Below are 14,184 nucleotides of genomic sequence, written 5' to 3'. Positions count from 1 at the left end.
TTTCACCGTGGCCAGTCTTCTTCTTCTCCGTTGCCCCTATGGTCGTCCATGATGCTGACAACGCGCCAAGTGGATAGTCGCCGCGCAGGGGTTTCGTGACGGGACTGGTGCAGAACATCCGTTGCACGGTCAAGGATTCCGGGTGGCTGCCGCTGCTGTCTGAGTGAAAATACGACCGCCGCCGCCGTCCGGGTGAGCCCTTGGGGCGTACGGGTGAACGACCTGGCTGGATACGATGCCCGGGAAAACCGCGGATCACACACGGGGGAACCGGATTGTTCGGCATTGTCAGACCTTGCACGCACCGGCTCGGCGAGCGGTTCAAAATCGAGTGGATGGCCCATCTTTGTGGTCTCTGCCTGGCACTTCGTGGTGACCACGGTCAGTTCGCACGCGTCGTCACGAACTACGACGGGCTGCTCGTCTCCGTTCTGACGGAGGCTCAGTCGGGTCCGCTGCCCGGCGCCCGGCGCACGGCGGGCCCCTGTCCGCTGCGCGGCATGCGGACCGCTCCGGTCGCGAACGGCGAGGGGGCCAGGCTGGCGGCCGCCGTCTCGCTCGTACTGGCGTCCGCGAAGGTGCGCGACCACGTGGCCGACCGGGACGGGCTGTTGGCCCGCGCCCCGATCGCCGCCGCCGCGCGCAAGGTGGCCCGGGGCTGGGACCGGGCCGGCGCCCGCACCGGCGCCTCGCTCGGCTTCGACACGGCGGTCCTCGTCGACGCGGTGGACCGGCAGGGCGGCATCGAGACGCTGGCCGGGCACGGCACCTCCGTGCTGCTGGTGACCGAGCCGACGGAGACCGCGACGGCGGCCGCCTTCGCCCATACCGCCATCCTCGCGGGGCGGCCAGGCAACGGGTCCGCGCTCGCCGAGGCCGGCCGGTACTTCGGGCGGCTCGCGCACCTGCTGGACGCCGTCGAGGACCAGGCCGCCGACGCCGCCGCGGGCGCCTGGAACCCGCTCACCGCGACCGGGACCTCCCTGGCCGAGGCCCGCCGACTGTGCGACGACGCGCTGCACGGGATACGGCTGTCGCTGCGCGAGGTCGAGTTCGCCGACGCGGGGCTCGCCCACCGGCTGCTGGTGCACGAACTGCGCACCTCGGTGGACCGGACCTTCGGGACCAGCGCCTGCGGGCACGGAGTGGCGAACGCCGCGGGCCCCGGACCCGGGCAGCCCCAGGGCGGCCCGTACGGCCAGGGCGGCCCCTACGCGGGCGGCCCGTACCAGGGCGGTCCGTACGGCGGCGCGGGCGGCAACCCGTACGGGCAGCAGCCCACCCCCGGCGCACCGGCCGGGCCGCCGGGGGTGGGTTCCGGCGGCCCGTGGGGGCCGGGCGGTGGTGGCGGTCACGGCGGTCACGGAGGCGGGGGCGGCCACGGCGGCCCCTCCGGGCAGAAGCCGCGCCGCGGACTGCTGGCGGGCTGTGCCGTGGCCATCGGGCTGTTCTGCACCTGCCAGATCTGCTGCACCCAGCACGAGGGGCCGTGGTCGCGGAAGAAGCGTGACCCGTGGTGCGACGCCTGCGAGTGCTGTGACTGCTGCCGGCCCAACTCCTCGCCCTCGGGCGGCTCGGGCGGCGGGAGCGGCGGCGGGGACGGCGGTGGGTGCTGCGACTGCAACTGCTGCGGGTGCGACTGCTGACGATCCGCGGGCGCGGCCGCGGGGGGTGGACGTTTTCCTGAGGCCGCGTCAGTTCTCCCGGACCCCGGACGGCGTACCGGGGGATTCCCGGCCCGGCCCGTGTGGAAAGGCTGAGCGGCATGAGTGACGACGACGCCGCCACGGCCTGGCGGGAGTGGCACGAGCACCGTACGGCCACGGTTTCCGGGCCGTACGGGCCCCTGACGCTGACCGGTACCCACTGGCTCTCCGAGGCGGGTGCCGAGCACCCGGACGGTCGAATTCCGGCCGTTCCGGGCCGCTGGCGCGCCACCGACGGCGGCGTTCTGCTGAGCGCCGCCGCCGAGGACGGCCTCGCGCTCGACGGCGGGCCCTTCGTCGGCGAGGTCGTCCTCGCCGCCGACGGGGGCGGGGCCGCGCGCTCCCGGATCTCCGCCGGGGACGTACGGCTCCCGGTGATCCGGCGCGAGGGGGAGTGGGCCGTGCGCGTCCACGACCCCGACGCGCCGGCCCGGCGGGCCTTCGTCGGGATCGAGGCCACCGCGTACGACCCCGCCTTCGCGCTCCCCGGCCGCTTCCGCCCGTACGGCGAGGGCCGGACCGTCCAGGTGGCGAACGCCGACGGGCGCGAGCGCGGCCTCGGGCTCGGGGGCGAGTTGAGCTTCTCGTACGAGGGGAGCCCGCACACCCTCCAGGTGGCCGTGGACGACGAGGACGGCAGCCTTTGGGCCGTCTTCGGGGACACCACCGGCGGCCGTTCCAGCTACCGCTTCCGGTTCCTGCGGCCCGGGATCCCGGCCGCCGACGGGAGCATCACCGTCGACCTCAACCGGGCGCTGCTCCCGCCCTGCGCCTTCGCCGATCACTTCGTCTGCCCCTTCCCGCCCCCGGGCAACATGCTGCCCTTCGCGGTCGCGGCGGGGGAGCGGAGGCTGAAAGACGCCCTTGTCGCCGGTATCTGACGCCATGACACTCCCGTCAGCGTCATTCGGCGGACTTGTCAGGGGCACGGCGAAAGTGCGGGGTGGAACCCCGCCCGCCCGTCCTGCCCCTCCGCCGCTCACGGGCTCCGGCACCCCCACGACCGCCGGGCCCCCGACCCCCTTCCGGGAGGACGTGCAGTGAGGATCAATCGCATCACCCGTGTCAGGCTGCTCGCGGTGGCCACCGGCCTGGCCGCCGTCGGCGTACTCGCCGCCCCCACGACCGCCGGCGCCGCCGCACCCGAACCCACCGACAACGGCTTCAGTGCCGCCCGGCTCGCCGCCGCCGAGGCCTCCGTCCTACGGGCCGACATCGCCGGCACCGCCTGGCACACGGACGCCGCCACCGGCACCCTCGTGGTCACCGCCGACTCCACCGTCAGCGCGGCCGACCTGGCCGGACTCCGCCGCGAGGCCGGAGCCGACGCCCGCGCCCTGCGCATCGAACGCACCCCCGGCAAGCTGACCAAGCTCGCCTCCGGCGGCGACGCCATCTACGCCTCCAGCTGGCGCTGCTCGCTCGGCTTCAACGTGCGCAGCGGCAGCAACTACTACGCCCTCACCGCCGGGCACTGCACCGACGGCGCGGGCACCTGGTGGACCAACTCCGCCAAGACCAACGTGCTCGGCTCCACCACCGGCTCCAGCTTCCCGACCAACGACTACGGCCTGATCAAGTACGCGAGCAACACACCGGTCCCGCCGGGCACCGTCGGCAGCCAGGACATCACCAGCGCGGTCAACGCCACCGTCAACATGTCCGTCACCCGGCGCGGCTCCACCACCGGCATCCACAGCGGCAAGGTCACCGGCCTCAACGCCACCGTCAACTACGGCGGCGGCGACGTGGTCTACGGCATGATCAAGACCAACGTCTGCGCCGAACCCGGCGACAGCGGCGGCCCGCTCTACTCCGGCACCCGCGCCGTCGGCCTCACCTCCGGCGGCAGCGGCAACTGCTCCTCGGGCGGAACGACCTACTTCCAGCCCGTCGTGGAAGCCCTGAACGCCTACGGGGTCAGCGTCTACTGACGCACGCGCCCCCGTCGCGCCCCTGGACGTCCTCCCGCCTTCTGGGAGGATGTCCAGGTGCTCGCGTCCTTGGGGGAGGCAGGTTTGCCGCACGCAGGTTTCCACACGAAGCGCATCGGCGTGACCGGACACCGGACCATCCCGAGCGAGGCCCTCGACCACGTGCGGGCGGGGCTGCGGGCCGTCCTGGCGGCGCACGAGGGGCCGCTGGAGGCGCTCTCCAGCCTCGCCGACGGAGCCGACCAGCTCTTCGCCGACATCGCCCTGGAACACGGCGCCGACCTCACCGTCGTCATCCCCAGCGGCGACTACGAGAAGACCTTCGACGACGCGGACGCCCTCGCCGGCTACCGGCGCCTACGGCTGCGCGCCACCCAGGAGGTCCGGATGGCGTTCCCGCGCTCCACCGGCGAGGCCTACTACGCCGCCGGCACCTGGATCGCCGACTCCTGCGACCGGCTCGTCGCCGTCTGGGACGGGCTGCCCGCCCGCGGCCACGGCGGCACCGCCGAGATCGTCGCCTACGCCCGGACCCTCGGCAAGCCCGTCACCGTCATCTGGCGGGAGGGCGTGGCCCGGGACTGACCCGCGCGACCCCGCCCCGGTCCGCACCTCAACTGCTGTGCCGGGCCAACCAGTCGGTGTGCTGCGGCGACACGTACCGCTCCGTCTCGTACACGCTGGACGGCCACTGCGCCTCGGTGATCGTCGTCTGCATCACGACCATCATCGCCGACAGGTCCTGCTCGATCAGGGTGTGCGCCTCGATCAGCGGATGGTGGCGCCGCACCTCGTTCCAGGCGATCCCGGCCGCCGCCGCCGCGCTCAGCAACGCCGTCAGCCGCGGCCCCGGACCCGAACCCAACGCCCCGAACAGGGCGAACAGCAGGGCGAGACCGGTCAGCAGCACGATCGTCCACGACCACACCCGGGTCGCCCGCCGCGACACCTCCGTCTTGCGCTGGTACCAGGTGCGCTGCTCGATCAGCCGGTCCCGTACGTACGTCTCCCGCCGGACCTGGTAGTCCATCCCGCGCAGCCGCTGCATCGCCCCGGTGATCTCACCGCCCTCCGGCACCGGCCCCGAGGCGCGCGGATCCCGCCAGCCCATCTTGCGCAGTTCGGCCAGCCCCGCCTCCAACCGCGCGCGGTACGCCGCCTCCACCCCCTCGGTCCCCTTGCCGAACGGCGCCCCGTGCACGGCGTACCGCCAGGCCAACGACTTGATGAACTCGGCCGCGCTGCGGTTCAGCTGCCACTGCGGCCGCGCCCGCCGTCGCGTCGCCCGTACGCCCACGGCCAGCACGCCCGCGTACGCCAGCGTGCTCAGCGCCCCGAACAGGTGCAGCGGACCCACGGCGGGTCCGGACGGCAGGGCGGCGGCCCCGGCGGCCGCGACCAGCAGCAGCAACTGCGCACGGGTGGCCTTCACGGACTCCCGCTGGCGGGAGATCGCCGCCTGGTCGGTGTGGTGGAAGAGGGCCGGCAGGTCCTCGTTGCGAAAGGTCATGCTGTCGGTCACAGCGCCCCCCTGCTGTCGGGTGGCGGACGGCGGGGGCCCCGCGGTCGCGGAGCCCCCGCCGCCCTCCGTCGGATCACACGGCGAGCGGTTCCAGGTCCCGGTGGACCCGCCGCTCGTCACGGGCGTACCGGGTCAGACCGTGGTCCTCCCCGAGCAGCCGGGTCAGTTCGGCCACCGCCTCCGCCCGTACCCGGGCCGCCTCCTCCTTGCGGCCCATCATGTCCAGGCTCACCGCCATGTTCGACGCGCTCGCCAGGGTCTCCGGATGGTGCGCCCCCAGGGCCTCGCGCAGCCGCAGCACCGAGAGCCGCTCCAACTCCAGGGCGCCCTCCGGATCACCGAGGTCCGCCCGCGCGTTCGCCAGGTTCAGGTGGGCGAAGATCGTGTGCGGGTGGTTGTCGCCCAACACGTCGCGCATGTGCCCGATCGTCAGTCGCAGCATCGACTCGGCCGTCTCGGACGCCCCCGTGCCCCAGTGGAAGACCGCCAGGTTGTTCGCCGCGGCCAGGGTGTACGGGTGCCGATCGCCCGGCACCTTCACGTACTCGTTCACCACCTCCTGCGCCAGGTCCCGCGCGGCGCCCGGATCCCCGGTCGCGAACAGGTCGGCGGCCAGGTTCAGCTCGCAGGCCAGTAGGTCCGGGTTGACCGAGGTGTACTTGGCCCGGTACCGGGCGCGGGTCGCCGTCGTCAGCCGCAGCGCGTCCTCCAGCTCGCCCGCCCGGCGCAGCGACACCGCAAGGTTCTTCGCCGCCGACAGCGTCCCCGGGAAGGACCGGCCCAACTGTCGCTTGTAGATCTCGTAGGTCCGGCCCAGCAACTGCACCGAGTCCTCGTACCGGCCCACCTCGCGCAGGTCCCGGGCCAGGTTCTGCGCCGAGGACAGGGTGTACGGATGGTCCGGGCCCAACACCTCCGTGCGCCGGTCGAAGACCTCCTGGTCGATCTCCCGGGCCCGCGCGTACTGCCCGACCATGCGCAGGTTCAGCGCCAGGTTGTTCGCGGCGGCCAGGGTGCGCGGGTGCGCCTCGTGGAAGATCTGCCCGAACCCCTCGTGCGCCGCCGTCGCCAGCTCCATCGCCTCCCCGTACCGGCCGAGCGCGCCCAGGTCCATCGCCAGGCCGCTGGTCGTCATGTACGTGTGCGGGTGCGAGGGCCCCAACGCCGTCCGCTGCCGCTCCAACGTCACCTCGTCGAGTTCCTTCGCCTCCACGAAACGACCCTGCGACCGCAGGATGTTGGACAAGTGAAAACGCAGGTACAGGTACTGGAGGTCGTCGTTGCCCAAGGTCTCCTTCCAGGTGTCGCGCAGCTCCTCGCCCAGCGCGTACGCGGCCTTGAAGTCACCGCGCTTCCACAGGTAGCGGACCCGGTCGATCAGCAACCTGCGCGTCTCCGGCTCCTTGCAGAACCGCGCCTCCGACGGACTCAGGTGCGGCCAGATGGTGTTGAACCGCGGCCACGTCTCCGGATTGTCTATCGGCTCGTCGTCGTCCGGCCGGGCACCCGCCAGGATCCGGTGCACCGCGTGCCGCGCCTCCCGCTGCTCCTCCTCCGTCAACTGCGCCCGGATCACGGCCTGTACGAGCCGGTGCACCTGAATGCTGTTGCTCACCTGGTCGACCTTGGCCATCGCGAACCGGCCGATCTCCCGGATCACCCGGCCCAGTACCAACTTCTCCTGGAGCGAGGCGTCGTACGGCTTAAGCGCGTCGATCATCTCCTTGCTGTACAGCAGGTTCGCCGAGATCGGCTCCGGCGCGAAGAAGGCGCACAGTTGCAACAGCCGGACCGCGGCGGGGGAGCGGGACTGGAGCCGTTCGATCGACACGTTCCAGGTCGCCGCGACCGGCTCCGGGTAGCCGGGCGGCTGGTTCAGCCCGAGCACCCGAGCCGTCTGCTGGGCCAACTGCTCCAGGTACGCCGACACCGGTGTCGCGGTCTCCGCGATCCAGGCGCCCGCCTGTTCGACGGCCAGCGGCAGGTCGCCGACCGCCACGGCCACCTGCTCGGCGTCGTCCTTGGACAGCCCGGGCGCGCGACGCTGGAGGTGCTCGATGGACTCCTCGCGCAGGAACACGTCCACCGGCAGCGCGTCCCCGTACTGCGACCAGGACTGGTTGCGGGAGGTCACCAGCACGTGCCCCGGACCGCCCGGCGGGAAGAACCGCTTGAGCGTCTCCGGATCGTCCGCGTTGTCGAAGACCAACAGCCAGCGCGAGGACGGCACGCCGCGCCGCAGCAGGTCGATCGCCTCCTGGGACGCCGCCGACATGTCCTCGCCGGTCTGCGCGCCGAGCCGTACGGCCAGCTCCGCGAGGGCCGCGACCACGTCGTCGGTCTGTTCCGAGGAGATCCACCACACCAGGTCGTAGTCGGCCATGAACCGGTGCACGTACTCCAGCGCCACCTGCGTCTTGCCCACGCCGCCGAGCCCGTACAGCGTCTGCGGCTGCGGCAGCACCACGGCCATGCCGCCGCCGAGCTGGTCGCGCATCCGCTCCAGCACGATGCCGCGGCCGGTGAAGCCGGGGTTGCGGGGCGGCGCGTTCCAGATCTTCGGGACCGTGCCCGGGAAGCGGGGCCCCGGATGGGAGGCGCCGGCGACGCTGTCCGGCAGTGCCATAGGCCGCTCCACGGCCCGCAGCAGGGCGGTCGCCGCGTGCACCTCGTCGAGCCGGAACAGGTCCACCGGGTTGCGGTCGATGTACGGCGTCGCGAGGCGTACGTCGCCCACCCGCAGCGGCACCAACTGCCGCCGGCCGCCCGTCGGGTCCTCGGCGGCGGCCCGGTTCCACACGTCGACGGCCCGCGCCGACTTGAGGTAGGCGCTGGAGAGCAGCACCACCGTCCGGGCGGCCGTGTCGACGCTGATGCCCGTCCCGCCCAGGGTGTCGCCGGCGCCCGCCGCGGCCGGCGCCGGGGCCCGCTCGGCCGACACGTCCCGGGGGACGACCCGGAAACCGGCCCGGGTGAGCACGGACTCGATCCAGTCGGCCCACATCCGGTTCTCGGCGACGTAGGACAGGAACAGGTCGGCGGGCAGGGCCGGGCGCCGCCGGGTGAAGGCGTCCCGGATCCGCAGCCGCACCTCCTCGCCGATGGCCGGCATGGAGGTGACCGCACCCTCGGTGACCACCGTGGTGAGCCGCTCGAAGGCGGAGAGCAGGGAGTTGGTGAGCCCGGCCTCGTCGCCGAAGGTGGCCAGGGTCTCCTCGTAGGCGTAGTAGGGGCGGTACGGGATCTCCACCGCGCCCCAGTACGAAGTGAGTTCGTCGCCGATCAGGCCGTTCGGGAAGCGGTCGAACTTGATCCGGGCCAGCGCCCGGCCCGCGTCGGCCTTCTCCTTCTCGCCCTCGTCGATGCGCATCGGCACGGGGTAGATCTTGATGCCGCGATCGTTGAAGCGTTCGTCGATCTGCCGGGCGACGGAGGCGGCGCCGTCGATGGACTGGTCGGAGAGGGTGAAGCAGTCCACCAGCACGTCGGGGAGGTGGACGGTGCAGATGTCGGCGATGTCGGACAGGCCGGTGCGGCTGTCGATCAGGACGTAGTCGTAGGCGCGCTTCATGTCCGCGCGCAAGGCGTCGAAGAAGAGGCCGCCGCCGAGCCGGTCGTAGAAGTTGTCCCAGTCGAAGGTGGACACGGTCGCCGAGTACTCGCGGTTCTGCTTGCCCGCCGAGACGAAGTCGAGGGTGCCGCCGGCCGGGAACTCCCAGCCCAGGTTCTCCGGGGTGAGCGAGACGGCGTGCGGCTGGATCCGGGCGTAGTCCTTGTGCCAGTCGTCCGCGCGCCGCACCGGACTGGTGGCGGCCCAGGCGTACTCGCTGATCAGGTCGATGACCCCGGTGGTGGCCCCGAGCGTGGAGGGGTCCAGGAAGGGGTGGAAGAAGCGGTGCAGGCCGGGGGCCTCCAGGTCCCAGTCCACGGCGAGCACCCGTTTGCCGTTCGCGGCCAGGATCCAGGCGGTGTTGGCCAGCGCCATGGTCCGGCCGGTGCCGCCCTTGTACGAATAGAAGGTGACGATGCGTCCGTCTCGGTCGTCACGACTCGCTGTCATCCGCGTCCCCCCGGTCGGTGTCGTGTGGGTCGTCGTGCCCTGCGCGTCCTTCGGGTCCGTGCCGCCCGCCGTGCGCTCCCGCGTCCGGTCCTCCCCGTGGTCCCCCGCGCCCGCCGTGGGCGTCGGGCGGGAAGGGGGCCGGCGGGGGCGGGGGCGGGCCGCCCATCCCCATCGGCCCCAGCAGCCGGGGGCGTTCGGTGGTGCTGTTCCCGGCCGGGAGGTAGACCTGCGCGTGTCTGAGGAACTGCTGGGCTGCGGCCTCGACCACCTGCGGCAGGATCTGCCCGAGGGTCTCGATGTTGGCCACCCCGTTCGCGGCGGCCCGGCAGGCGGCCCGGCCCTGGCCCATCTTCACCGGCAGGGTCTCCTCCAACCGCCGGGTCAGTTCGGCCTCCTGGGCCCGGCCCTGGTGGTCGTAGCGGTTCCAGGGCACGACCACGTTGATCCACGGCCGGGCCTCCTGGTCGAAGGCGGCCAGCCGACGGCGGCGGTGTTCGTCCTGGACCGCCCAGCGGTCGACGATGAGGATCTCCGGCCGGGTCGGCGGCTGCTTGCTGTCGAAGTGGCCCGCCTCGTCGTCGAAGGACGACACGGTGGTGCGGTAGTTGAGGTTCTTGACCAGGTCCTCGGCCACGTAGGCGATGGGCCGTTGCGAGACCGGGTGGTACGGGTTCCAGTCCAGCGCGCTGTCCCCGTAGTACTCGGGGCTGCGGCCGTCGGGCAGGTCGTGCCGGGAGGCGGCGGCCACGGTCACGTGCAGCGTACGGGCCGGGCTGCCGCTGGGACCGAACGCGCTGGGCACCACCCGGTAGTCCAGGGGACGGACGGGTTCGAGGCGGACGGTCTCCGCCACCCGCACGATGCGCTTCGCCAGCTCGTAGACGGCCCGCTCGTACTGCTCGGCGTACCCGCGCAGCTTGATCAGCCCGTACAGCCCGTCGGTGACGTAGCGCTCGCCGAAGGTGTTGTGGTTGAACTGCAACCGCTCCGCGGGGCCCGGCAGTTGAGCGGGCGGAACGGGCACCCACAGCGCGGGCACGATGGCCTCGGCCCGCTCGTTGCTGGCCGCGCCGTGCTGGATGGCGCGCTGTGCGAAGGCGAACCACTCCTTCCCGCACATCTCGCTGGCGAAGTAGCGCGGCGAGAACAGCGGGACGAAGACCCGGCAGGTGGCGAGCGCCGCCCCGAGCCGTTCCGACCAGCCCTCGCCGCTGCGTATCTCCCGGTCCATGAAGCCGGCGTCGGATCCGGCGGGCAGGTCGGTCAGTGCCATGACGTGACTGCAGAGATCGCGGAAGAGGCGCTCGACCCACATGTCGGGATCGGGACCGCCGGCCCCGAACCTCGGTGTATGCGCATAACTGAGAAAAAAATACGGCTGCACTGATGCGGGCACACGACCCCCGTCCCGAAGATGCGAGCGAAGAAACATCATTCCGGAGCTGCTTCGCCACATCCCCTCATCGTTCAGTCAATCAGCGTCTGTTTTCGGTCATCCAGTCCATTGCGTGGTCAACGGCATCCGGAAGGGAGAACAACGTGGCGGGAGCCCCTCCCACCAGCCCCCGGCGCACCGCGGATTCCGGGAATGCGCTGCCGATCACGGCGAAATCACTGTCGTCCAGCGCGACGTCCTCGAAGGTGGTCCACTCTCCCCCCTGCTGACCACCGCGTCCCCCCGGAAGGTTCACCTTCACCACACAGTCGTACATGCGCAAGGGGGGCTTCGGAATTCGGTACTCCGCGAGATGGAAGGCGGTGCAGGCGGAAAAGCCCACATTGATCATCAGAACCTGACCCCCCTCCCCACACAGCTTTCCCAGGGGCGACTCCTCGCCGAGGTGATTGTCGAGCCGGTGCCCGGAACACAGCGCGCGCGCACCCGCGCCGAGCGCGGCGAAGGAGGTCTGCGGATGGTCGCTGCGCGCTGCGCCCGGCGCGGTCCGGACGGCCTCGGCGAAGGCGCCCATGCCCTGGCTCGGGGTGCGTTCCGGGTCGAAGGCCGGCATCCGGGCCCGGAACGCCCGTACCCCCGGCTCGTCCAGCCCCGCGATGCGCGCCCGGTGCGCGGTGGAGGTCAGCGAGTTCTCCGAGGTGAACGCCGGGACGACCAGGGTGCCGAGCGGGCCGAGCAACCCGGTCAGCGCGTCGCGCAGGGTCTCGGCGCGCAGCCCGGTGCCGCCCAGCGCGGCGTGCACCAGCAGCCGGGTACGGGGACGCACGCCCAGCCGCCGCAGCTGCGCGGCGAGCGCGAGCGGGCCGGGGGCGCGGCCGGCCGGGGGCGGGCTCACGCGTCGACCGCCTTCAGCTCCCAGTGCAGTTCCTCGACCAGCCGCTTGCCGGTCACCGTCAGCTCCGCCGCCCCCGCCAGCCGCTCCAGGGCCCGCTGGATCCGGTCCGCGCCGTCCGGCTCGTGGGTGGCGGTGGCCCGCCGGTACGCCTCCACAGCGACTCGTTCGTGCACGTCGGCCAGCAGCCGGGACACCGGTACCGGACGCTCCCGCCACGGCGAGGGGTGCTGCCAGGCCCCGTCCAGCGCGTACAGGTCGGCCACCTCGGTCAGCTCCCGCAGCCGGGCCCGGCGCCGCCCGGTCAGCAGCGCCAGGGCGGTTTCCCGCACCCCGGCCCCGTACGGGACGCCGAGCGCCCCCGGCCCGTGCCGCCCGGCCTCGCCCCAGCTCCCGGCCCGCGGGCCGCCGGCCAGCGGGGTCAGCGTGCTCAGCCCGGCGCCGGCCGCCCGGGCGAACCCGGGGACGGTGCGGTGCAGCAGCGCCCGGGCCGCGTCGAGCCGGTTCCGCCAGGCGTCGGCCTCGCCGGCCCCGAGTCGGAGCCTGGGCGGGCGGGCGAAGCAGTCGCGGTGCGGATCGAGGTCATCCAGCGCCACCGGGGCCGCGTCCGGCTCCGGGGACCAGGTCCGTACGGGGAACCAGCGGGCGTCGCCCGCGTCCGGGCCGAAGCGGTGCTCGGCGCGGCCGTCCCGGGCGGCGTACCCCTCGTCGGTGGCGCGCAGGGCGGCCCGTCCCCGCGTGCCGGGTTCCCCGAGTCGGAGCAGGCCCAGCGTCGGCAAGTACACCTCGCCGTCCCGGTAGGCCACCTCGGCGGGCAGGGCGAGCCCGCCCCGCAGCACCGCTGCGGCGCCCAGCGCGGCGAGCCTGCGGGCCGCCCCGGGGCCGTCCGGGCGACCGTCCCGGGCGGCGTCGAGGGCCGCGAGCACCCAGGTCCGGGTGAACGGGTGGTCCAGTACGGCGTCCAGGGCGTCCGCGCCCGCCTCCCCGGCGGCCTCGACCCCGGACACCGACTCCCAGGCGCGCAGCCATTCGGGATCGCCGGCGAGGTCCTCGTGCAGCCGGGCCAGCAGGACCCGGGTCAGCTCCGCCTGGGAGCGGGCGAGCTCCGCCGGGTCGGCGAGCTCGGGGGCGGCCTCACGGTCCGCGGTCCGTCCCGCCACGCCGTCCACGAGTTCGCGCAGGTCCGAGCAGTAGACGGAGGGGTGGTCGAAGCCCGGTCCGGCGGGGCCGTCCTCCCGGTAGCGGTGGGTGTAGAGGCCGCCGCCGCACGAACGTACGACCGGGCAGCGGCGGCACGTGTCGCTGACGCCCGCGAGCCCCAGCTGACGGGCCCGTACGCCGGGGTGCGCGGCCACCTCGTCGAGGGAGTGGTCGAAGACGTTGAACCCGGTGGCGGCGGCGCCCTCGTAGGCGGTCTTGAGCGAGTCGACCTGTTCCAGGCTCCCGTCGGTCTCGACCACGACGAGGTCGGTCGGCGCGAGCCCGAGGGACTCGGTCAGACTCGGGCCGCCGCGCAGGGTGGACAGCAGGGACTCGAAGAGCCGAACGGGTACCGGCCGCCCCAGCCGGTCCCAGTGGTCGAAGACCCGCAGCAGCCAGCGGGCGTAGGCGTCGGGGGCGCCGTCGGGCCGGGCCGGCGGGGCGGCCCAGGTGGCGTGCGGGAGCAGGAAGTCCACCCGGGGCGGCTCCAGCTCGACCAGCGCGTCCAGGACGGCGACGGGGTCGTTGGCCACGTCGACCGTGCACAACAGGCCCTGGTAGAGCGGGCGGTAGGGCTCGGAGCGGAGCAGGTCGACGGCGGCGAGGACCAGCGGGTGGCTCGTCCGGCCGTCGGCGAAACGCCGGTGACGGTCGTTGGCGGCGCGGTCCCCGTCGAGGGAGATGCCGACCCGGACGCCGTACTCGGCGAAGAGGTCCAGGTAACGGCGGTCGAGTTGGAGCCCGTTGGTGTGGATCCGCAGGTCAAGGGCGGCCGTGCCGGCGAGGGCGCGGGTGAACTCCTCGCACACGAGGCGGAGCCGGTCGGTGCCGGCCAACAGGGGTTCCCCTCCGTGGAGGATCACCGTGACGGAGGGGAGGGCATGGTCACGGGCATGTTCGGCGAGCCGTGACGCGGTCCGGGCGATGACCTCGGGGGAGATCGCTTTCGGACGGGCCCGCCAGCTCTGATCTGCGTGTTCGTAGACGTAGCAATGATCACAAGCGAGATCGCATCTGCTGTGAACCTTCAGGACGATCTCGCGAAATGCGATCAGGCCGGTCATTCCGCCAGTCTAGAGCGCGTACTTCCGCGTCAGAGCGCAGAGTTGAAGATCGGTGCCTGAACGCGACGACCGGATTCCGACGGAATCACCCGGTCGAGCGTCGCGGTGGCGGCCGCACTGCGGACGTCGATCAGCGCGAGCGGGACCCGGCGGTCCCTGTTCGTGCTGGTCGGGGGGGTTGCGGAAGTGTTCACGACACCGTCCTCGGGGAGGCCATGCGAAATGGGCGGGGAAGACACCAGCGCGTTGCTGCCGTCAAGCGTGGACTTTACTCGGCCACACCCCATTGGCAACCGAGACATGACGCCTGGTCAAGCGTTCTAGGGAAAGCGTGACGCATTTCTCGGGAACCGCTATTCGGCCGTTTGCCACACGTCAAGATCCTTTTTCCCCACAGCCGTCCGGCGGGC

General features: G+C 72.7%; 9 protein-coding genes. 4 read left to right on the top strand and 5 right to left on the bottom strand.

Annotation, left to right across the window (positions count from 1 at the left end):
* The first annotated feature begins 275 nt into the window (after window positions 1-275).
* The 4 genes from AB0D46_RS12865 to AB0D46_RS12850 all read left to right on the top strand — a co-directional run bounded on the left by AB0D46_RS12865 (window position 276) and on the right by AB0D46_RS12850 (window position 4,225).
* Entirely contained in the window at window positions 276-1,646 is a 1,371-nt protein-coding gene (locus tag AB0D46_RS12865; RefSeq protein WP_362877344.1) for a DUF5685 family protein, read from the top strand.
* A gap of 119 nt (window positions 1,647-1,765) precedes the next feature.
* A complete protein-coding gene (locus AB0D46_RS12860) occupies window positions 1,766-2,587 on the top strand; it encodes a DUF1684 domain-containing protein (RefSeq protein ID WP_362877343.1) in 822 nt (273 codons plus the stop codon).
* Window positions 2,588-2,746: 159 nt separating this feature from the next.
* Complete coding sequence (locus tag AB0D46_RS12855; protein WP_362877342.1) at window positions 2,747-3,640, top strand: S1 family peptidase; 894 nt, start codon at window positions 2,747-2,749, stop codon at window positions 3,638-3,640.
* Between the two features lie 120 nt (window positions 3,641-3,760).
* Window positions 3,761-4,225, top strand: coding sequence for a hypothetical protein (locus tag AB0D46_RS12850; RefSeq protein ID WP_362877394.1), 465 nt, complete (start codon window positions 3,761-3,763; stop codon window positions 4,223-4,225).
* Between the two features lie 28 nt (window positions 4,226-4,253).
* Here the strand turns inward: AB0D46_RS12850 and AB0D46_RS12845 are convergent, their stop codons facing one another.
* The 5 genes from AB0D46_RS12845 to fxsB form a co-directional block, all read right to left on the bottom strand.
* Complete coding sequence (locus tag AB0D46_RS12845) at window positions 4,254-5,150, bottom strand: DUF4231 domain-containing protein (RefSeq protein ID WP_362877393.1); 897 nt, start codon at window positions 5,148-5,150, stop codon at window positions 4,254-4,256.
* 85 nt (window positions 5,151-5,235) lie between these two features.
* A complete protein-coding gene (gene fxsT / locus AB0D46_RS12840; protein ID WP_362877341.1) occupies window positions 5,236-9,222 on the bottom strand; it encodes an FxSxx-COOH system tetratricopeptide repeat protein in 3,987 nt (1,328 codons plus the stop codon).
* Window positions 9,206-10,654: a TIR-like protein FxsC gene (locus tag AB0D46_RS12835; protein WP_362877392.1), complete on the bottom strand. Its 1,449-nt coding sequence runs from the start codon at window positions 10,652-10,654 to the stop codon at window positions 9,206-9,208. The genes fxsT and AB0D46_RS12835 overlap by 17 nt, the downstream gene beginning before the upstream one ends.
* A 43-nt stretch (window positions 10,655-10,697) precedes the next feature.
* Complete coding sequence (locus AB0D46_RS12830) at window positions 10,698-11,513, bottom strand: AAC(3) family N-acetyltransferase (RefSeq protein WP_362877340.1); 816 nt, start codon at window positions 11,511-11,513, stop codon at window positions 10,698-10,700.
* Window positions 11,510-13,774 carry a radical SAM/SPASM protein FxsB, inactivated metallohydrolase extension form gene (fxsB, locus tag AB0D46_RS12825; protein WP_362877339.1) on the bottom strand — a complete coding sequence of 755 codons (2,265 nt, stop codon included), beginning with the start codon at window positions 13,772-13,774 and terminating at the stop codon, window positions 11,510-11,512. The genes AB0D46_RS12830 and fxsB overlap by 4 nt, the downstream gene beginning before the upstream one ends.
* Between the last annotated feature and the right edge of the window lie 410 nt (window positions 13,775-14,184).

It is taken from the genome of Streptomyces sp. NPDC048383, assembly GCF_040651775.1.
Lineage (GTDB): Bacteria > Actinomycetota > Actinomycetes > Streptomycetales > Streptomycetaceae > Streptomyces.
This window is presented reverse-complemented; position numbering and strand designations above follow the sequence as displayed.